We start from the raw sequence: 19519 nt of genomic DNA, 5'->3' as shown, positions 1-19519 counted from the left end.
CCTCTCCCTCGGTCCCGGTCGTCACTCCTCGCGCACCAGGCGCACCGGTCCGAGAAGTCCGTACTCGCGCACGACCGCGTGCTGCATGCGCTCCTCGCCGGTCAGCTGCGCGCCGATGTCGGGGATGCGCTCATAGTATCCACGGGCGCGGAGCCGGTTGTTCAGCGAACTCGAGACACGGACGGTGACCGCGTTGTCACCGGGACGGATGCTGCCGCTGACGTCGACGACCGGGTGCGCGGTGTCGAACCCGCGCTCGGGACCGTCGCCGACACGCACGGACCCGAGCCCGCCGCCGGTCGAGCCGAGATCGAGGAGGTAGCGCGCGCCGTCAGCGACCTCGGCGACGGAGAGGACTGCGGTGTACTCGCCGACACCGGAGACATCGGCTCCGACGCCTGAGATCTCCGACCATGGTGCGAGCTCGACCGTGCCGGCGTCGAGCCGCGTCACGGCGGTCGTCGGGCGCACCTCGCGCGATACGTAGCCGAGGCCGCGGTCCTCCTCGAGCACTTCGGGCTCGCCGGCGTCCCAGCTCTCGACGACCAGGCGCCACGCTTCGGCCCGGGCGACCTCGGTGACGGCCGGCGCCGGCGAGTCCGCAGCATCCGTCGTCTTGTCGAGCACCACGATCGCGACCTCGCCGGGCGCGAGCGTGAGCTCGACCACGGTCCGGTCGCCGGCCTGTCGCGCGCCGCGATGCAGACGCAGCTCGCCGGTCCAGGCGTCGAGGCGGTGCACCGGTCCGGTGCCCTCGAGGGCGATGCGCACCGTGGTGGGCTCGGTCGTCTCGTAGAGGAAGTGGTACGCGTACAGGACCACGAGGCCGTCGTCCTCCCGCAGGTGCGTGAGCACGTGGGGATCGTCGGTCTCGAAGCGCGCACGGCCGCCTGCGCCGAGCTCGTCCAGGGCGGTCACGACGCCGGACGGCGCGGCGACGCGGACCCCCGGCATCCGTCGCAGCTCCGCCATGATCGCGGCGAGCTCGTCGTCGCGTCCGTCGAGACCGGGAGTGCGCGCCGCCGCGGTCGCGTGAGTGGTGTGGCGCCCTTCCATCAGCGACTGCACCTCGCGGGCGCCGTCGACGACCACGATCCGCAGGCCGCGCCGCGCCCACGCCAGGAGGTGAGCGGCCACGTCGGGGTCGAGGGTCTCCTGGTACACGACGAGGGCGCGGTAGCCGGGGCCGGAAGGCTGCACCTCGTCGCCGTCGAACGAGACGTCGTCGCGGAGCAGCAGAGACCCGTCGAAGAACTCGTACGTGATGCCGGCGTCCTGCATGCCGAGGTCCTGCCACCAGAAGTTGTCGCGGTCGCGCATCCACATGGTGCCGTACGCGACCTCGTCGGGGATGCGCTCGCCGCCGTCGCCGGTCAGCGAGAGCCCGACGAGGTTGTCGGTGAAGTGGTCGGTGCGGAGGATGCCGACGTCGATGCGCGGCCGGCCGCACCGGAGCGCGTACTGCAGCCGGCCGATGGCGGCGGTCCAGAGGGGATAGAACTCGGAGCCCGGCTGGCGCGTGTCGAAGCGCTCGGAGAACATCGGCCACATGCCCTCGTGGCCCGGCCACTCGGTCACGCCCTCGGCGCCGGCAGGGCTGGCCCACCCGTGCAGCACCGTCTTGGTGATGCCCGCGGCGAGCTGCGTCGCGATGATCTGGTCGTAGAAGCGGTGGTCGAGCATGTGGTTGCGGGTGGTGGCACCGGTCTCGGACGAGTACTGCTTGCCGAAGAGGTGCGCGGGGCCGGCGAGCAGCCGGTAGGCGTCGATCTGCGCGCCGAACTCCAGCGACTCGGTTTCGATGCCGTCGACCTCCGGGCCGGGGCGGGTCAGTTCGAACGGCAGCCCATAGCTGATCTCGGCGCGCAGGGTCATGCCCACGCCGTGCAGGAACTCCGCGAACGGCCGCAGCATGTTCTCGATGTACAGGTCGGTGAAGGTGACGACGAGGTCGTGGCGCACCTTGTCGACCGTGATGCGGTCGGCGTCGTCGGCGGGCTGGTGGTGGTAGACCGTCGAGACCGCCATGAACGGCACGTCGCGCGTGAGGAACGGCAGCCACGGCACCACGTCGTAGCCGCGGCGGGCGCGGAACTCGTCGACGACCGTGTGGCCCCAGAAGAGCCCGCCGGCGCCGAACGTCGACAGCTCGAGCGAGTCCATGTACATCTGCGCGCGGGGGTTCTGCGCGATCTGCGCCCGCAGCTCGGGGGTCAGCACGACGTCGTCCCAGTACGCGATCACGGCGTCGACGCCGTCACGGTCGATGTAGTTGACGGTGTAATTGACGGACGCCGAGGGTTCCGCGGTCTGACCGGTCCCGTGCAGCCAGTAGAAGAACACGCGCCAGTCGCCCTCGCCGTCCGGTGCCGTCCACTCCAGGGTGTCGTCGGTGACGGATGCCGTCAGCTCGGTGAGCGACGAGGCATCCAGCACCCCCGCATCGGCGTCGACCACGCGGGCCGCGACGACGGCGACGAGGTGCTGGTCGCGGATCGTGCCGCGCTCACCGGGAAGGTGGCGGGCGGCGGCAGGTGCCGCGAGGTCGATCCGGGGGAGCGGACCGGAGCGGCGCTCGCCGGGGGCGAGCGTCTCGGACGCCACGTCGAGCTCCTGCGCGGCGGCGCGGTCGTCGGGCGTGATCGTCGGGAGGTTGGCGTTGGACCAGTTGGTGCCTGACGTGAAGCTCACTGACATGCCGCGGCGGGTGGTCTCCTCGACCACGACCTGCGAATCGTGCACCCACTCCTCGGAGCCCCAGCCGTAGCGTGCGTGGTCGATCGCGCCCTCGTCCATGGCGAGGAACTCCATGCCGCCGAAGCCGAGGCGATGCGCGTCGTCGATCTCGCGTCTGAGCGTCGCGTCGCTGTGCAGGCCCTCGGCGAGCCACCAGCGCAGCTCGGGTCGGTATTCGATGGCAGGTTCGGCGATCTCACGCCGGAAGTCGTCGAGCGTCATTGCTGCAGCATCCGTTCGGGGTGGTTTACTGTCTTCTCGACAGTATGTACCGTCCACAGGACACAACACAACCCTCTCGCCGGCGTCCCGTGCCGCGAGAGTGCACCTGGTGGACGAGAGGGTGGTTGCTTCCCTACCTCTCGGCGACCAGCTGTACTCTCGCCGGAGTGAGGGGGGCGCCAGGCGCCAGACGGGGGAGAGTCAGAAGAGGCGCGGGGCGCCGGACTCGATGCCCTTCATGCCCTCGTAGTCGAGGGTGACGCAACGGATGCCGCGGTCCGCGGCCAGCACCTTGGCCTGGGGTTTGATCTCCTGGGCGGCGAAGACACCGGTCACCGGGGCGAGGTGGGGGTCGCGGCCGAGCAGCTCGAGGTAGCGCGTGAGCTGCTCGACGCCGTCGATGTCGCCGCGGCGCTTGACCTCGACGGCGATCGTGCCGCCTTCGGGGTCGCGCAGCAGGAGGTCCACCGGGCCGATCGCGGTCGGGAACTCGCGACGCACGAGCGTCAGGTTCTCGCCGATGACGTCGACCTGCTCGGCGAGGAGGCGCTGCAGGTCGGCCTCGACGCCGTCCTTCTGCAGACCCGGGTCGATGCCGAGCTCGTGCGACGAGTCGTGGATGACCTCGTAGATGCGCACGAGCAGCGCGTCACCGGTCTTCGCGTGCGTCACGCGCCAGTGCTCGAGCACGCCGGCGGACGCCGACTCCTCGTCGGGCACCTCGACGTCGAGCCGGCACGGCGGGCTCATCCAGTTGAGCGGCTTGTACGAGCCGCCGTCGGAGTGCACCAGCAGCGACCCGTCGCCCTTGTGCACGAGCAGGCGCGTGGCGAGGGGAAGGTGGGCGTTGAGCCGCCCGGTGTAGTCGACGGAGCAGCGGGCGATGACAAGACGCACCCGAAGAGCCTAGCCGCCCGCGTCAGCTTGCCCGCAGGCTCGTCGGATAGCCTTTGCCCTCGTTGCCTGCGCCTCGCCGCGCGGCCCTGAGACCCCGGCCTCCCACGCCACCCCTTTTCGTCCGGAGAAGAACTGATGAACTCACGTCTGCCCGACGCGACCGTCCACATCCTGTCCAGCACCGTCGCCGAGCTCCATGTCGGCAGCGACGTGGCCGAGGTCGTCGCCCCCGACAGCCTCGCGCTGCGCGACCGCGTGGTCGAGGAGATCCGTCAGCTCGCGGCATCCGCCGGCGAACCCGCGCACGCGACCCTCGTCGAGGGCTCGTCGCGCTGGCCGCTCGTGGTCCACCCCGACGGCTCGTACGACGAGGCGCTGGAGGAAGCGGCCGTCGAGGCGGCGCCCGCCCCGGCGCCCGCTCCCGCCCCGGTGTCAGCCCTTCCGGTCACGGCTCCGACGCCGGTGCCTGCCGTCCCGTCGCTCGCGCCGGTTGCGGAGGAGATCGCGCGGCCGACCGTGCAGGATCTGCTCGACTCGCGCGGCGGCGGAGGCCGCGCGCGGGCGACGACGGGCTGGCAGGGTGCCGTGCGGCGCGCGACCGGCGGCCTGATCTCGCCGGCGCCGGGCCGTGTCGAGCGTTCGCGCCTCGACCGCGAGAAGCGGGTGCAGCGCCGACTCGACGCCCCCCGCACGATCGTCGTGCTCAACCCGAAGGGCGGCGCGCACAAGACGACGAGCACCCTGCTGCTGGCCGCGACCTTCGGCACGCTGCGCGGCGGAGCGACCCTCGCGTGGGACAACAACGAGACCCGTGGCACGCTCGGCTGGCGCGCGCAGCACGCGCCGCACCACCGCACCGCCGTCGACCTCCTCGAGGACCTCGACGAGGCCTCGAACTTCCGCGGGTCCAGCCTCGCTGCGCTCGACCACTACGTCCGCACGCAGGTCGACGCCCGCTTCGACGTGCTCGCCTCGGACGAGGATGCCGCGGCCTCCTCGACGATCGACGCGGCGGCGTTCGACCGGCTCCACGCCCTGCTGCGCCGCTACTACCGCCTGATGATCGTCGACACCGGCAACAACATGCGCGCCTCGAACTGGGTCGCGGCCGTCGCCGCCGCGGACCAGCTCGTGATCGTCTCGACCGTGCGCGAAGACACCGCCGCCAGCGCGGCGTGGCTGCTGGACGGCCTGCGCGAGAAGGGCTTCGGCAGGAAGATCGACGAGGCGGTCACGGTGCTCACGGCCCCCTCCTCCCGCCCGGACCGCAAGCTCGAGTCCCGCTTGTCGCAGCACTTCGAGCAGGTGACGTCGGCGGTCGTGAACGCGCCGTTCGATCCGTCGCTCGTCGACGGCGGCCCGATCGACTTCGACGCGCTGTCGCCCGAGACCCGCGACGCGTGGCTCACCGTCGCGGCGACGGTGGCCGACCGGCTCTGACGGACGGCCACGAGGCGGCCGGCCTGGAGATCAGCCGAGCACCTCACCCAGCCTGTCGAAGAGGCCCAGCTCGGTGGCGGCTCCTCGAGCCACGAGGAACCCGACGATGCCGATGATCCACGCGGTGTTCTCGCGACCCGTGCGCTCCATCCACGCCGCGAGGCGACCGAGCGGCCGCTCGACGACCGGCGCCGCCACGACGCGCAGCACGAGGAGCACGACGGCGGGAAGGATCATGACGGCGCAGTACCCCGCCAGCGCGGCGATCCGCACGGGCATCCCGAGTGGGGCCTCTGCGAGCATGCCCATCGCCACCAGGTAGGGAAGCATCGTGGCCACCTCGACCACTCCCGCGCCGACAGCGACGGCCATCACCGCACCCCCGGAGGCCTCGGGCGCGAGGAGGCGATCGCGCCAACGCACCAGACGCGCCGACGGCTCCGACCGAGCGGTCCCCGACGCCGCCGCGGCCACGGGGGCGGGCGTCGCCCCGGCGACGGGCATTCCGGTCATCGGTGAGACCCGCACCTGTTCGCCCGTCGCCCGGGACCCGGGTGCCGGTGCGGAGCCCCTCCCGACGAGGAAGGCGACGAGGAGCAGGGCCGCACCGGCCACGAGGCGGACGACCTGACCCGCCGGCGACGACAGGAAGCCCTGCGCGACGTCGACCAGATTCACCAGACCGAGCATGAAGAGGATGCCGACGGCGAGGTAGAAGGCCGCGATGGTGCCGAGATACAGCAGCACTCCTCCGACCGGGGTCTTTCCGGGGGCGAGCAGCAGGAAGATCGGCACCAGCAGTGTCCCGACGCTCAGTCCGTCCAGGAGGGCGAGGACGCCGAGCGTGAGGGCGAGCGGGGCGTCTGCCAGCAGTTCCATGACGCCAGCCTCGCGCCGCGCCGGCGCTTGCGGATCGGGCGGAGGGACGAGTCGTTCTCCGGCGGCCTCCTCCTTTGGACGGATGCCTCGCCCCGGCGCCCCTGATTGCATGAAGGCGTGAACGGATCGGAGCGGCGGGTCGCAGCATCCGTCGTCGAATGGGTGCGCGAGCACCGCTCGATCGCCGATGCGGCAGGGATGGCCGTTCTCGCGATCGTGCTGGCGGCGCTCGGGATCGTCGGGCTGTGGACCGTCTTCTCGGTGCTGCCCGGTGAGGTGTCGCCGTGGTGGTCGCTGGCCACCGCGCTGCCCGCGTGCGCGGTGGTGCCGTTCCGTGCGCGCGCGCCGCTGGCTCTGCTCGGCGTCGCCCTGGTCTTGTTCGCGATCGATCTGATGACCGTCGGCGGCGTGGTCACGCTCGTCGTGGTGCTCGACCTGCTGTACGCCGCGACGCGCGCCGCCTCAGCCTCCGGCCGGCGCCGCATCCTCCTCGGTATCGTGATCGCCGTCGCCGGGATCGGCGTCGTCGCACTCGCCGCCGCCGACGACGTGCGCGTCGCGGTCGTCGTCGCCCTGCAGCTGGGCGCCCTCGCGGGCATGGACTACTGGTACGCGACATCGGTGGCGCAGGCGCACGAGCTGGTCGCGCTCCATCAAGGACGAGCCGAGGATGCCGAACGACTGGCGGCACGGGATCGCGATGCGGCGATGCGCCGCGAGCGGGAGCAGATGGCGCGCGAGCTGCACGACCTCGTGGCGGGCCATGTCGCGGCGATCGCGATCCGGGCCGAGGCCGCGCTGTCGACGGATCCCGCAGCCGGCGCCGACCGCCCGGCGCTCCTCGCGGTGCGCGACTCCAGCCTCGAAGCCCACCAGGCGCTGCGCTCCATGATCGCGGTGCTGCGGACGGGCGACGCGGCGGTGGTGTCGCCGCACCGCGGCGCCATCCCGGCGCTCGTGGACGACGCCCGCCGGCAGGGACTGACGGTGACGCTCGACGACACGCTTCCCGGCGACATCCCGTCGTCCGTCGAGCTGGCGGTCGCGCGCATCGTGCAGGAGTCCCTCGTCAACTGCCTGCGCCACGCCGCGGGGGCGGCGGTCGACGTGGTCCTGGATTCGCATCACGGTGATGTGCGCGTGCGCGTCGATTCGCGAGGCGGACGCCCTGCGACGGCTGTGCCGATGCCGGGCACCGGGTGGGGGCTCGAGCTCCTGCAGGAGCGTGCGCGGGCGCTCGGCGGCGCGGTGGAGGCCGGTCCGTCGGATGCCGGGTGGTCGGTGCGGGCGACGATCCCGGCGGGGTTTCACGCGTGAGCGGGGCCGCACCGCGGGTGCTGCTCGCCGACGACCACGGCGCGATCCGTGAGGCGTTGCGTCTGATGCTGGAGAACCACGGGCTCGAGGTGATCGGCGAGGCCGCCGACGGCGCGGTCGCCGTGCGCAACGCCGCCGCGCTTCGCCCGGACGTCGTCCTCATGGACCTGCGGATGCCGGGCACCGACGGGGTGACCGCCACCCGCGAGATCGTCGCCGCGGGATCGGCTCAGGTCCTCGTGCTGACCAGCTTCGACGAGGACGAGCTCGTCGAGGGCGCCCTGCGCGCCGGGGCGGCCGGCTTCCTTCTGAAGACGACGGATGCCGCGACCCTCGTCGAAGCCGTCCGTCGGGTGGCGGCCGGGGAGGGGATGCTCGATCCTCGTGTCACGCGCCGCGCTCTGGCGCTGATCCCGCGCTCGCCGCAGGTGACGCGGGAGGCCGGCGAACTCGACCTGCTCACGGAGCGCGAGCGCGAGGTGCTCGAGGGGATGCGCGCCGGCCGGTCCAACCGGCAGATCTCGGACGAGCTCGGGATCTCCCTGGCGACGGTCAAGACCCACGTCTCCAACGTGCTGGCCAAGCTCGGAGCCCGCAGTCGATCGCACGCGGTCGCGATCGCCGCCGGCGAGGCGTGACCTCCGACTTCGGCGTGTCAGTGGTGGGCGTGGCCCGCGCCGACCTTCGAGCCGGCGATCGGCTTCGCGGCGCCGGAGGCGAGCCCCGACATCGCGATGAGGGCGACGATGATCCACAGGGTCGGCAGGATGCCGATCTCGTGGCTGATCCAGCCGAGGATCGGCGGGCCGCACAGGAACGCGAGGTAGCCGATGGTCGCAGCGGCCGAGACGGATGCGGCAGCCTTCTTCGGGTCGTCCGCCGCCGCGGACATGCCGAGCGGGAAGCCGAGCGACGCGCCCGCACCCCAGAGCGCGATGCCGATGAAGGCGATGGGCAGGTTCGGGGCGAGGATGAACATGACCAGGCCCACGCCCGCTGCGATCGACAGGATGCGCAGCGACCACACGCGGCCGATACGGTCCACGAGCGGGCCGCCGAGGATGCGGAACGTCGTCATCGCGACCGAGAACACCGTCAGCGCGATCGCGCCGACCGCCTCGGTCTGATCGTGGCCGTCGACCATCGCGATCGAGAGCCAGTCGTTGGCGCTGCCCTCGGCGAACGCCATGCCGAGCATGATCGCGCCGATCGCGTAGGTGCGCGGGTCGCGCCAGACCGCCGCGATCTCGGCGAAGCGCTCGCGGCGCGTGACGCTCGTCGCGGGATCGTCGTGCACGCTCTCGCGCACGGGAACGGCGCGCAGTGACAGCAGTCCTGCGACGGCGACGAGAAGTCCGGCGGCGCCGAGGTGCCAGCCGACGCCGATCCCCAGGGCGGCCATCGCGACGCCGAGCCCCGCGCCCGCGACGGTGCCGAGGCTGAAGAAGGCGTGGAACAGCGGCATGAGCGTGCGCTCGAACGCCTGCTCCACCGCGGCCGCCTCGACGTTCATCATGACGTCGGTGGCGCTCATGCCGAGGCCCATGAGCCCGAGACCGATCGCGGCGACGACGTACGACTGCACGAACTCCACGCCGACCCCCGCCACGACGACGCCGAGCGCGAAGGTGATGATCGTCGCGAACATTCCGCGTCGCGCCCCCCAACGCGCCACGATCACGTTGGCCAGGGAGAGGCCCAAGATCGACGTGACACCCGAGACGAACAGCAGGACACCCACCTGGAGGTCGTTGATGCCCAGGTCGTTCTTCACGGCCGGCAGTCGCGAGGCCCACGACGCGAAGCCGACTCCCATGATGAGGAAGATCGTGAAGATCGCGGTGCGCCAGGCGACCAGCTGCCGACGGGTGAGCGCGGTATCCATCCGCACATGCTACCGAATCGATTCGAGACGGCCGAATCGATTCGACATCACGGGTCCGCGACGGGCTACGATCGTGACAGCATGAGCCGTCAGGACACCGGCATCCGCCGCGCCACGATCTCGGACGTCGCCCGCGAGGCAGGCGTCTCACCGTCGACCGCCTCGGTGGTGTTCAGCGGCAAGACCCCGGTGTCGGAGGCGACCCGCCGCCGCGTGCTCGACGCGGCCTCCGCCCTCGGCTACACCGGCCCCGACCCGCGCGCCGCCTCGCTGCGCCGCGGCCGCTCGGGGATCGTCGGCGTGGTGTTCGAGGAGCACCTGGGCACCGCGTTCCTCGACCCCGTGAAGACGCTCATGATGGACGGCCTCGCCGACGCCGTCACCCCGCTCGGCGCGGGGCTGCTGCTCCTGCGCGACCATGAGCCCACCGGGGGCGGTCCGTCGCTCACCACCGCCCCGCTCGACGCCGCCGTGCTCATCGGCTGCAGCGGCCTGCTGCGCGAGTCGCTCGAGACCGTCAAGGCACGCGGCATCCCGGTCGTCGTCATCGAGGGGGATGCCGGCGACGACGTGCCGCGCATCGGCCTCGACAATCGCGAGGCTCAGCGCCAGGCCGCGAGCCACCTGCGCGCGCTCGGGCACCGCGAGATCGCCATCGTGACCCTGCCGGCCCGCGTGGACTGGCACCGCGGCTGGCTGCACGACGACACCGCGGTGACCGTGGACGTCACCCGCGAGCGGCTCGCCGGCGCCCTCGACGTGTTCCCCGACGCGACCGCCTACGCGGCGGCGGGCAGCTTCATCGACGAGGGGTTCGCGGCCGGCCGCGAGATCTTCGCCGACCCCGACCGGCGGCCGACCGCCGTCATCGCGCAGAGCGACCTGCTCGCCGCCGGGGTGATCCGCGCAGCGGAGGAGGCCGGGCTGCGCGTGCCGGAGGACGTGAGCGTCACCGGCTTCGACGGCATCGTCGTGGACGGCCTCGCTCCGTACGAGCTGACCACCCTCGTGCAGCCCGCCACCGACAAGGGCCGCGCCGCGGGCGCCGCCGTCGCCGCGATGCTGGAGGGCATCCCCGCGGCATCGATCCGGTTCACCTGCACCTTCCGCGAGGGCAACACCACGGGGCCGGCCCCCGCGCTCGCCTGAGACCTGCCGAAACGCCCGCGAACGAGGGGCGATGCATGCCGTCCGGGCGATCGGGTGCGACGCGCCCGTTAGGATGGTTCCTGACACCCCGATCGCCTGGGCTTTGCGCCGTCCTCCTCTGACTTGCGCCTGCCGACGACCCCGAGGAGGCCCGAATGCTCCTCGTTCTCGGCGCGTTCGCGGTCGTTCCCATCCTCCTCCCGTGGCTCGTGGCGCGCATCGGCGCCCGCGCGTTCTACGTCGCGGCGATCCTCCCCATCGCGGGCTTCGTCTACGCCGCAGTGCTCACCCCGCAGGTGCTCGCGGGTGACATTCCGTTCGAGACATACGCCTGGATCCCTCCGCTCGGGATCGACCTCTCGATGCGGATGGACACGCTGTCGTGGCTCATGACGCTGGTCGTCACCGGCGTCGGCGCGCTCGTGATGATCTACTGCCGCTGGTATTTCCGCGGCAAGAAGGAGAACCTCGGGCAGTTCGCGGCGGTGCTGCTCGCGTTCGCGGGGGCGATGTACGGGCTCGTCCTCACGGACGACCTCGTCGTCCTCGTGATGTTCTGGGAAGTCACGAGCGTCCTGTCGTACCTCCTCATCGGGTACTACAACAAGCGCGCGGCGAGCCGTCGTGCCGCGCTCCAGGCACTCCTCGTGACGACGCTCGGCGGACTCGTCATGCTGATCGGCGTCGTGCTGCTCGTGGTCGATGCCGGGACGTCGAGCATCTCGACGATCCTCGCGGAGGCCCCCTCGGGCCCGATCGTCGACGCCGCGCTCGTGATGATCCTCGTCGGCGCGCTCAGCAAGTCGGCGATCTTCCCGTTCCACTTCTGGCTCCCCGGCGCCATGGCCGCGCCGACCCCGGTGAGCGCCTACCTGCACGCGGCGGCCATGGTGAAGGCGGGCATCTACCTCATCGCCCGCTTCGCGCCCGTCTTCGCGATCGCCCCGCCGTGGCGGCCGATCGTGATCGCCCTGGGCGTCTTCACGATGCTGCTCGGCGGCTTCCAGGCGCTGCGCGAGACCGACCTCAAGCGCGTGCTCGCCTTCGGCACCGTGAGCCAGCTCGGCCTGCTGACCGTCGTGCTCGGCTACGGGACGCGGGATGCTGCGCTGGCAGGTCTCGCGCTGCTCTTGAGCCACGCCCTTTTCAAGTCGGCGCTGTTCCTCGTGGTGGGCGTCATCGACCGCCAGCTGTCCACCCGTGACCTGACCGAGCTCTCGGGTGTCGGTCGTCAGGCGCCGGTCATGGCGACGTTCTCGATCATCGCCGTCGCGTCGATGATCGGCATCATCCCCACCATCGGCTTCGTGGCCAAGGAGGGCGCCCTCGCGGCGCTGCTGCACGAAGCTCTCGGCGGTGCCGTGTGGGGGATCGTGGCGCTGGTCGGAATCGCCCTCGGCTCCGTGCTGACCGCGGGGTACGGCATCCGTTTCCTCTGGGGTGCGTTCTCGACGAAGCGCGCGGCGAACGGCGACCGCATGCCCGACACGGAATGGCCGGACCCGCCGATCGGATTCCTCGTGGCGCCGATCGTGCTCTCGGGGCTCACCGTCATCGCCGGAGTCGCCGCACCCTGGCTCGACAAGGCGTTCGCGCCGTACGCCGACCAGGCGCCGGTCTCGACGCCCGGCGTTCCTGCCCCCGCGCACCCCGCGCATCTCGCCCTGTGGCACGGCCTCGAGCCGGCGCTGTGGATCTCGCTCGCGACGATCGCGATCGGAGTGTTCGTGTTCTGGGCGACGCGGAGCTGGCGTCCCGCCAAGCGCCTGCTGCCGTTCACGGCAGCCGAGGTGTACAACGGCGCCCTGCGCGTCATCGCGCGCCTCTCGGTCGTCACCACGAGCCTCACGCAGCGCGGTTCGCTGCCGGTCTACGTCGGCACGATCTTCGTCGTTTTCGTGGCGGCCGAGGCGACCGCGCTGCTCGCGAGCGACGACTGGCAGGCCAAGCTCGACGCGTACCAGACGCCCACGCAGCTGCTCGTGGCGCCGGTCATGATCGCGGCCGGACTCATCGCGATCCGCGCGCGCAAGCGGTACACGGGCGTCGTGCTGGTGTCGGTGACCGGCCTCGGCATGGTGCTGCTCTTCGCGACGAGCGGCGCGCCCGACCTCGCGCTCACCCAGATCCTCGTCGAGACGGTGACGCTCGTGGCGTTCGCACTCGTGCTGCGCCGGATCCCGTCGCGCCTGGGCGAGCACAACGCCTCGGTGTGGCCGGTCGCCCGCGCGGTGCTGGGCGCGGCCGTCGGCATCACGATGGCGCTCGTCGCGATCGTGGCCACCAGCGCCCGCGTCGAGAAGCCGATCTCGGACGCCTTCCCCGACCTCGCGTACGAGCTCGGTCACGGCAAGAACGTGGTGAACGTCGCCCTCGTCGACCTGCGCGGCTGGGACACCATGGGCGAGCTGTCGGTGCTGATCCTCGCCGCGACGGGTGTGGCATCCCTCGTCTTCGTCACCCACCGCGCAGACACGCTGTCGCGCGCGATCTCGTCGCTGCCGACCGGAGCCACGCGTGCCCGTCGCCCTCTCGTGGAGACCTCCGACGGACTCCGCCAGCGCAGCGACGAGCGTGGCAGCGGGCGCATGGCATGGCTCGTCGGCGGCCAGCGCGTGCGGCCCGAGAACCGCTCGATCATGCTGGAGGTGATCGTGCGGATCCTCTTCCACACGATCATCATCGTGTCGCTGTACCTGCTCTTCGCGGGTCACAACCTGCCCGGCGGCGGCTTCGCCGGCGGCCTCGTCGCGGGCATGGCGCTCGTCATGCGCTACATCGCAGGCGGCCGCTACGAGCTCGGCGCCGCCGCACCGACCGACGCCGGACGCCTGCTGGGCACGGGCATGACCATCGCGGTCGCGTGTGCGATCGTGCCGGTGCTCTTCGGCGACCAGCCGCTCACGAGCTACTTCTGGGAGTGGGACGTGCCGCTGCTCGGCCACGTGGAGTTCGTCACCTCGACGCTGTTCGACATCGGCGTCTACCTCGTGGTCATCGGCCTCGTGCTCGACGTGCTGCGCAGCCTCGGCGCCGAGGTCGACCGCCAGGCGCAGGAAGCGCGCGAGCAGCAGGGGGTGAGCGTGCCGTGAACGTCTCCCTCGTCCTCATCATCGTGATGGCCGTGCTCTTCGCGTGCGGCGTCTACGCCATGCTCGAGCGCAGCCTCACGCGCGTGCTCATCGGGTTCCTGCTGCTCGGCAACGCGACGAACCTGCTGCTGCTCATCGTGATGGGCCGCCCGGGGGTCGCTCCGTTCTTCGGCTCGGCATCCGTCGACGACATGTCGGATCCTCTCCCGCAGGCCCTCACGCTCACCGCGATCGTCATCACCTTCGCCGTGTCGGCGTTCCTCCTCGCCCTGATCTACCGGTCGTGGCAGCTCGGCCAGGCCGACACCGTGGCGGACGACGAGGCCGATCTCGAGGTGCGCGAGCGCGCCGCCGAGACCGAGGAGACGATGGACGAGGAGACCGAGATCGAGGACGCCGACGACGACGCGACCACCGACTTCGTCGGGACCGACACCGCGCCGATCACGATCCTCGGCGCGCGCGACTTCGCGGGCCTCCGCGATGACGCCCCGGTCGACCGTCCCTCCCCGGATCCGCGGGATCGGGGTGACGACGCATGACCCAGATCGCGCCCGCCCTCGTCCCGCTGCTCGTCACGCTGCCCCTGCTGGGCGCCGCCATCGCGCTCATCGCGGGCCGGCACCGCAAGACCCAGGTCGTCGTGTCGGTCGTCACGCTGAGCGCTGTGACCGTGATCGCCGCGATCCTGCTGTACGTCGTCGACACCGGCGACCAGCCGATCGCGGTCTCGGTCGGCGGCTGGCCGATCCCGTTCGGCATCGTGCTGTACGTCGACCGGCTCGCGGCCCTCCTCGTGGTGGTGTCGAGCATCGTCCTGCTCGCGGTCCTCCTGTTCTCCGTCGGTCAGGGTGCTGCCGACGGCGACGACGACACGCCGGTCTCGATCTTCCATCCCTCGTACCTGATCCTGGGCGCGGGCATCTTCAACGCCTTCATCGCCGGCGACCTCTTCAACCTCTACGTCGGGTTCGAGATCCTGCTGGTCGCGTCCTACGTCCTCATCACGCTCGGCTCGACCGAGTCGCGCATCCGCACCGGCGTCGTCTACATCGTCGTGTCGCTCGTGTCGTCGATCCTGTTCCTCGCCGCGATCGCCATGATCTACGGCGCCCTGGGCACCGTGAACATGGTGCAGATCTCCGAGCGCATGGGCGAGCTGCCGCAGGAGACGCAGCTGATCCTCCACCTCATGCTGCTGCTCGCGTTCAGCATCAAGGCGGCCGTCTTCCCCCTGTCGTTCTGGCTGCCCGACTCCTACCCGACCGCGCCCGCTCCGGTCACGGCGGTGTTCGCGGGCCTCTTGACCAAGGTCGGCGTCTACGCGATCATCCGCACCGAGACCGAGCTGTTCCTCGACAACGACGTGAACCAGCTGCTGATGTGGGTGGCGCTGGCGACGATGATCGTGGGTGTGCTCGGCGCCGTCGCGCAGGCCGAGCTGAAACGAATCCTGTCGTTCACGCTCGTGAGTCACATCGGCTACATGATCTTCGGGCTCGCGATCGCGACGCCCGCCGCGATCGGCGCGACGATCTACTACATGGTCCACCACATCGTGGTGCAGACGACCCTGTTCCTCGCCGTCGGCCTCGTCGAGCGCCGCGCGGGCTCGACGTCGATCCTCCGGGTCAAGGGCCTCATGAAGGCGGCCCCCGTGATCGCGGTGCTGTACTTCATCCCCGCGATCAACCTGGGCGGACTTCCCCCGTTCTCAGGCTTCATCGGCAAGTTCGCGCTGTTCGACGCCGCCGCGCAGGTGGGCACGCCGATCATGATGGTGCTGATGGTGGGCGGCATCCTGACCAGTCTCCTCACCCTCTACGCGCTCATGCGCGCGTGGAACCTCTCGTTCTGGCGCGAGGACGAGGACTCAGCCGAGACCGAGGCGCGCATCTCGTACCTGGGCTCGGCACCCGCGGCCGGCATCGAGACCGAGCGTCGCGTCATCCCGAAGATCATGACCGCCGCGACCACCGGCATGGTGGCCATCACGGTCGCGCTCACGATCTTCGCCGGTCCGCTGTACGACGTCTGCACGCGCATCGGCGAGGCGCTGCTGCAGCCGGTGTCGCTGACCCAGCTCGAAGACGACGCCGCGGGAACGGAGAAGGCGCCGTGAGCCCCGACCTGCCCCAGAGCCGGCTCCGTCGCGCCTTCACGACGGCCTGGCGACAGCTGCCGTTCTTCGTGTGGCTCATCGCCCTGTGGATGCTGCTGTGGGGCCAGTTCACCTGGCTCGCGTTCCTCACCGGCCTCGTCGCCGCCCTCGTTGTGACACGGATCTTCCGCCTGCCGCCCGTCGAGCTGTCCGGCCGCGTCAACCTCTGGTGGGGCCTGGTGTTCGTCGTGGAGTTCCTTGTGGCGGTCGTGCTCGGCTCGCTCACGGTCGCCTGGCAGGTGCTCGACTTCCGCCGGCAGCCGGGGACCGCGATCATCGCCGCGCAGCTCGTCACCGACGACGACCTCATCATGACCCACGTCGGCGTGACATGCTCGCTCATCCCCGGCTCTCTCATCGTCGACACCGACCGCGATCGCCGCATCCTCTACCTCCACGTCATCGGGGTGCGCGGCGACGCCGACGTCGCGAAACAGCGCGCCAGCGTGCACCACTGGGAGGAGCGCATCGTGCGGGCGGTCGGCTCGCGCGCGCAGCTCCAGGCGATGCGGGATGCCGCTCCGCATGGCACCGTGGCCCGAGGGGGTTCCCGATGAACGTGCTGCTGCTCGCGATCTACGTGATCTTCGCGGTCGCGGCGCTGCTCACGCTGTGGCGCATCGTCATCGGCCCGTCGATCCTCGACCGGGCCGTGGCATCCGATGTGCTCCTCACCCTGGTGATGTGCGTGCTCGGCGCCGAGATGGCGATCAACCACCACACGCGCACGCTTCCGGTGCTGCTCATCATCGCCGCCGTGGGCGTGTTCGGATCGATCTCGATCGCCCGGTTCGTCGCGAGAAGGGACCAGGACCGCTGATGGACGCCATGCTGGACCTCGCCGCCGTGATCCTGATCCTCATCGGCGCGCTGCTGTGCCTGACCGCCGCGATCGGCGTGCTGCGGTTCCGCGACGTGCCGACCCGCCTGCACGCCGCCACCAAGCCGCAGGTGCTCGGGCTCATCCTCATCTGCCTCGCGATCGCGCTGTCGCTGCGGTCATGGCCGGTCGTGGCGTTCCTCGTGCCGGTCGTGCTGATCCAGCTCGCCACCGCCCCGCTCTCGGCGCACATGGTGGGCAGGCAGGCCTACCGCAACGGCACCATCGACGAGACCGGCCTGTACGTCGACGAGCTCGCCGAATCCAAGCGCACCCCGCCAGCCTCGGGCGGCTGACGCGTCAGGCCGACCCGGTCCTCTGCCGCTCGTCGCCGTCGACCACCACTTGTGGCGACGGAGCGGCGAGCGGGATCCGCATCACCACGCGGGCACCGCCGCGGTAGTCGGGGTCGAATGCGACCATGCCGCGGTGATCGGCGACGATCTCCCGAGCGATCGCCAGCCCGAGGCCCGTGCCCCCGCTCGATCGGGCTCGTGCGTCATCGGCGCGTTCGAACCGCTCGAAAAGGTGCTCCGCACGTCGCGGATCGACGCCGTCGCCGTGGTCGGCGACCGCGAGGAACGCCTCTCCGTCCTCCTCCCGCAGGGCGATCGAGACGGGGCCCTCGCCGTGGACGACCGCATTGTCGAGCAGGTTGCGCACGGCGCGGCCGAGCGCGGCAGCGTCGCCGACGACCTGCGCGCCCGAGACCGCGGACAGATCGATGCTCACCGAGCGGTCGCCTCGAAGCCTCTCGACCTCCCGCAGCACCACGTCGTCGAGGTCCACCAGACCACGCGCTGCGGGCTGGGCTGCGGCGTCGATCCGCGCGAGGACGAGAAGGTCGTCCACGAGTCGGGTCAGCTCGACGACCTCGTCGCGGACGCTCTGCATGATCGCGGAGTCCGAGGGCTCGGCATGGCTGAGCGCGACCTCGAGCTCGGCCCGGATGCGGGTGAGCGGAGTCCGCAGCTCATGGGACGCATCGGCGACGAAGCGCCGTTGCCGCTCCGTCGCGCTCTGCAGCCGGTCGAGCATCTCGTTCATGGTCCGTGCAAGCCGGCCGACCTCATCGCGCAGGGCGGGCTCGGGCACGCGGCGATCCAGGCTCCTCGTCGAGATCTCGGCGACTTCTCGACGGATCGCCTCGACAGGACTCAGCACGCGCCCGACGAGGATCCAGACGAGCAGTGCGAGGACGAGTGTGGCGATCGGGATCGCCACCGCCAGCCCGCGCACGAGCGCCGCCCCGGCGTCGGCGACGTCGTCGATCGGTGTCCCGGCGGCGATCAGCGTCGATCCGTGCCGCGCGGACATCACCCGGTACTCCTCATCGCCCACGCGCACGGTGGAGAATCGGGGCGCTGCATCCGGTGGCCCGTCGATCGCGGCATCCACCATCCCGGGCGTGGAGGCGATCACCGCTCCGTCGGCGCCGAGCACCACCGCGAACGAGTCCTCGTCGCCGCGCACGGCGATCGGGCTGCTCAGCACGCCGGCATCGGCCGCCTGCGCGATCTCCGCCGTCCACTGCTCGAGCGTCTCGTCGATGCTCTCGGTGAGCACGTTGCGCTGCACCTGCACGACCGCGACCCCTGTGAGGATCAGCACCGCGAGCACGACGAGCGAGGCGACGATCGTGATGCGCGCGCGGATCCCCCACACCATGTCACGCCGCCGTGAGGCGATAGCCGGCGCCCCGCACGGTCTCGATCGCGGTTCCGCTGCCGGCGGCGGCGAGCCGGTGACGCAGCCGCGCGACGTAGACCTCGACGATGTTCGGATCGCCCGCGAACGTGTCGCTCCACACGCCGTCGAGGATCGCGTGCTTCGACAGGACCTGCTCGGCGCGCGAGACGAGGAAGAGGAGCACATCGAATTCGCGCGACGTGAACACGATCTCCTGCTCGCGGCTCCACGCCCGGCGCTCCCGCGCATCGATCCGGAGGTCGCCCACCCGGACGGGGGCTCGCTTGCTCGATGCGCTCCGCCGGATGAGGGCGTGGAGCCGCGCCACCAGCACGGGGAAGGAGAAGGGCTTGACCAGGTAGTCGTCTGCGCCGGTGTCGAGGGCCTCGGCCTCGTCGAGGTCACCGTCCTTGGCGGTGAGCATCAGGATCGGCGTGCGGTTCCCTGCCGCTCGCAGATCGGCGCAGACCAGGAATCCGTTGCGCCCGGGGAGCATGATGTCCAGCACGATGACGTCGTGCGACGACTCCGTCGCCGACCACAGCCCGTCGATGCCGTTGAAGGCGACATCGACGGTGAACCCCTCGGCCTCGAGGCCGAGCCTCACCGCGCGGACGACCTTCTCGTCGTCGTCGACCAGCAGCACCTTCATCGCCAGCTCCTTCGGCCAGCGTACGACGCGAGCACGATCGCGCGCATGCCGTCGTGACACGGCGGCGAGCCGGGGAGTCAGTCCGTTCCGACCACGTGGAACGACTCGTCCAGCTGCACGTCGACCTCGGTTCCGCCGGGCAGCGTCACTTCCACCTCGTAGTAGCTCTCCTCGTCACCGACCTCGGAGTCGGTGACCCGGCCTGCGCCGGTCACGGCGAGTGCCGCCTCGCTCGCTCGCCGGAGAGCGTCACCCGTGATCGGGGTCTCGGTCTCGTGCGGGTCGGCGTCATCGCCGCTCTCCACGCCCTGGACGATCGCGCCGGCGCCGAGCAGCGCTGACGCCGCGACGACCCCGGAAACGACCATGAGCCTCTTGCCTCGCCGCATCTCGGCCTCCGTCCGTCGTGTGGCTCACCTGAATCGAGTCCGACGTTACGCACGCGGCCTGACGCCAGCCTGAACCGGCCGCCCCGGCTTCAGGTGGGTGTCAGGGTCGACGGCGCATGCTCACCGGAGGG

17 protein-coding genes are annotated in these 19519 nt (G+C 71.1%); 10 read left to right on the top strand and 7 right to left on the bottom strand.

Translation table 11 applies throughout. The features are described from left to right. Positions 1 to 21 precede the first annotated feature (21 nt). Both ACFC1K_RS02005 and nucS read right to left on the bottom strand, forming a co-directional pair. Complete coding sequence (locus ACFC1K_RS02005; RefSeq protein WP_375870221.1) at positions 22 to 2958, bottom strand: glycosyl hydrolase; 2937 nt, start codon at positions 2956 to 2958, stop codon at positions 22 to 24. A gap of 201 nt (positions 2959 to 3159) precedes the next feature. Beyond that, entirely contained in the window at positions 3160 to 3855 is a 696-nt protein-coding gene (gene nucS, locus ACFC1K_RS02000; protein ID WP_045302045.1) for an endonuclease NucS, read from the bottom strand. A gap of 135 nt (positions 3856 to 3990) precedes the next feature. On the opposite strand from nucS, the gene ACFC1K_RS01995 reads away from it, so the two are divergent. Further along, entirely contained in the window at positions 3991 to 5295 is a 1305-nt protein-coding gene (locus ACFC1K_RS01995) for a MinD/ParA family protein (RefSeq protein WP_375870220.1), read from the top strand. A 30-nt stretch (positions 5296 to 5325) separates the two neighbouring features. Here the strand turns inward: ACFC1K_RS01995 and ACFC1K_RS01990 are convergent, their stop codons facing one another. After that, positions 5326 to 6174, bottom strand: a complete 849-nt coding sequence (locus ACFC1K_RS01990; RefSeq protein ID WP_375870219.1) for a GAP family protein — start codon at positions 6172 to 6174, stop codon at positions 5326 to 5328. Positions 6175 to 6291: 117 nt separating this feature from the next. On the opposite strand from ACFC1K_RS01990, the gene ACFC1K_RS01985 reads away from it, so the two are divergent. Next, positions 6292 to 7491 (top strand): sensor histidine kinase, encoded by a 1200-nt coding sequence (locus tag ACFC1K_RS01985; RefSeq protein ID WP_375870218.1) that lies wholly within the window; start codon positions 6292 to 6294, stop codon positions 7489 to 7491. A 65-nt stretch (positions 7492 to 7556) separates the two neighbouring features. After that, on the top strand, positions 7557 to 8129 hold the full coding sequence (locus tag ACFC1K_RS01980; RefSeq protein ID WP_375871143.1) for a response regulator: 573 nt from the start codon (positions 7557 to 7559) through the stop codon (positions 8127 to 8129). Between the two features lie 17 nt (positions 8130 to 8146). On the opposite strand, the gene ACFC1K_RS01975 is transcribed toward ACFC1K_RS01980, so the two are convergent. After that, entirely contained in the window at positions 8147 to 9376 is a 1230-nt protein-coding gene (locus ACFC1K_RS01975) for an MFS transporter (protein ID WP_375870217.1), read from the bottom strand. Positions 9377 to 9457: 81 nt separating this feature from the next. On the opposite strand from ACFC1K_RS01975, the gene ACFC1K_RS01970 reads away from it, so the two are divergent. The 7 genes from ACFC1K_RS01970 (at position 9458) to mnhG (ending at position 16954) form a co-directional block, all read left to right on the top strand. After that, positions 9458 to 10525 carry a LacI family DNA-binding transcriptional regulator gene (locus ACFC1K_RS01970; RefSeq protein ID WP_375870216.1) on the top strand — a complete coding sequence of 356 codons (1068 nt, stop codon included), beginning with the start codon at positions 9458 to 9460 and terminating at the stop codon, positions 10523 to 10525. 155 nt (positions 10526 to 10680) lie between these two features. Further along, a complete protein-coding gene (locus tag ACFC1K_RS01965) occupies positions 10681 to 13617 on the top strand; it encodes a Na+/H+ antiporter subunit A (protein ID WP_375870215.1) in 2937 nt (978 codons plus the stop codon). Then, positions 13614 to 14159, top strand: coding sequence for a Na(+)/H(+) antiporter subunit C (locus tag ACFC1K_RS01960; protein ID WP_310286908.1), 546 nt, complete (start codon positions 13614 to 13616; stop codon positions 14157 to 14159). The genes ACFC1K_RS01965 and ACFC1K_RS01960 overlap by 4 nt, the downstream gene beginning before the upstream one ends. Next, positions 14156 to 15739 (top strand): Na+/H+ antiporter subunit D, encoded by a 1584-nt coding sequence (locus tag ACFC1K_RS01955; RefSeq protein WP_310244292.1) that lies wholly within the window; start codon positions 14156 to 14158, stop codon positions 15737 to 15739. Before ACFC1K_RS01960 ends, ACFC1K_RS01955 begins: the two co-directional genes overlap by 4 nt. Then, a complete protein-coding gene (locus ACFC1K_RS01950; RefSeq protein WP_310286909.1) occupies positions 15736 to 16335 on the top strand; it encodes a Na+/H+ antiporter subunit E in 600 nt (199 codons plus the stop codon). Before ACFC1K_RS01955 ends, ACFC1K_RS01950 begins: the two co-directional genes overlap by 4 nt. After that, on the top strand, positions 16332 to 16598 hold the full coding sequence (locus ACFC1K_RS01945; protein WP_220288949.1) for a monovalent cation/H+ antiporter complex subunit F: 267 nt from the start codon (positions 16332 to 16334) through the stop codon (positions 16596 to 16598). The genes ACFC1K_RS01950 and ACFC1K_RS01945 overlap by 4 nt, the downstream gene beginning before the upstream one ends. Next, positions 16598 to 16954 carry a monovalent cation/H(+) antiporter subunit G gene (mnhG, locus tag ACFC1K_RS01940; RefSeq protein WP_310286911.1) on the top strand — a complete coding sequence of 119 codons (357 nt, stop codon included), beginning with the start codon at positions 16598 to 16600 and terminating at the stop codon, positions 16952 to 16954. The genes ACFC1K_RS01945 and mnhG overlap by 1 nt, the downstream gene beginning before the upstream one ends. A 4-nt stretch (positions 16955 to 16958) precedes the next feature. On the opposite strand, the gene ACFC1K_RS01935 is transcribed toward mnhG, so the two are convergent. From ACFC1K_RS01935 to ACFC1K_RS01925, 3 genes are all read right to left on the bottom strand, one after another. Next, positions 16959 to 18326, bottom strand: a complete 1368-nt coding sequence (locus ACFC1K_RS01935) for an ATP-binding protein (protein ID WP_375870214.1) — start codon at positions 18324 to 18326, stop codon at positions 16959 to 16961. A 1-nt stretch (position 18327) separates the two neighbouring features. Next, complete coding sequence (locus ACFC1K_RS01930) at positions 18328 to 18999, bottom strand: response regulator transcription factor (protein WP_375870213.1); 672 nt, start codon at positions 18997 to 18999, stop codon at positions 18328 to 18330. A 77-nt stretch (positions 19000 to 19076) separates the two neighbouring features. After that, a complete protein-coding gene (locus tag ACFC1K_RS01925) occupies positions 19077 to 19367 on the bottom strand; it encodes a hypothetical protein (protein WP_375870212.1) in 291 nt (96 codons plus the stop codon). Positions 19368 to 19519: the final 152 nt, after the last annotated feature.

The sequence above is a fragment of the Microbacterium sp. NPDC056057 genome (assembly GCF_042266945.1).
GTDB lineage: Bacteria > Actinomycetota > Actinomycetes > Actinomycetales > Microbacteriaceae > Microbacterium > Microbacterium trichothecenolyticum_C.
Note: the sequence above shows the minus strand (reverse complement) of the source record. Positions and strands in the feature narration are given on the sequence as shown.

Coding starts and splice junctions, on each gene's coding strand:
- ACFC1K_RS02005 (WP_375870221.1), bottom strand. CDS start 2,958: ATGACGCTCGACGACTTCCGGCGTGAGATCGCCGAACCTGCCATCGAA.
- ACFC1K_RS01995 (WP_375870220.1), top strand. CDS start 3,991: ATGAACTCACGTCTGCCCGACGCGACCGTCCACATCCTGTCCAGCACC.
- ACFC1K_RS01990 (WP_375870219.1), bottom strand. CDS start 6,174: ATGGAACTGCTGGCAGACGCCCCGCTCGCCCTCACGCTCGGCGTCCTC.
- ACFC1K_RS01980 (WP_375871143.1), top strand. CDS start 7,557: ATGCTGGAGAACCACGGGCTCGAGGTGATCGGCGAGGCCGCCGACGGC.
- ACFC1K_RS01975 (WP_375870217.1), bottom strand. CDS start 9,376: ATGGATACCGCGCTCACCCGTCGGCAGCTGGTCGCCTGGCGCACCGCG.
- ACFC1K_RS01970 (WP_375870216.1), top strand. CDS start 9,458: ATGAGCCGTCAGGACACCGGCATCCGCCGCGCCACGATCTCGGACGTC.
- ACFC1K_RS01965 (WP_375870215.1), top strand. CDS start 10,681: ATGCTCCTCGTTCTCGGCGCGTTCGCGGTCGTTCCCATCCTCCTCCCG.
- ACFC1K_RS01955 (WP_310244292.1), top strand. CDS start 14,156: ATGACCCAGATCGCGCCCGCCCTCGTCCCGCTGCTCGTCACGCTGCCC.
- ACFC1K_RS01945 (WP_220288949.1), top strand. CDS start 16,332: ATGAACGTGCTGCTGCTCGCGATCTACGTGATCTTCGCGGTCGCGGCG.
- mnhG (WP_310286911.1), top strand. CDS start 16,598: ATGGACGCCATGCTGGACCTCGCCGCCGTGATCCTGATCCTCATCGGC.
- ACFC1K_RS01935 (WP_375870214.1), bottom strand. CDS start 18,326: ATGGTGTGGGGGATCCGCGCGCGCATCACGATCGTCGCCTCGCTCGTC.
- ACFC1K_RS01930 (WP_375870213.1), bottom strand. CDS start 18,999: ATGAAGGTGCTGCTGGTCGACGACGACGAGAAGGTCGTCCGCGCGGTG.
- ACFC1K_RS01925 (WP_375870212.1), bottom strand. CDS start 19,367: ATGGTCGTTTCCGGGGTCGTCGCGGCGTCAGCGCTGCTCGGCGCCGGC.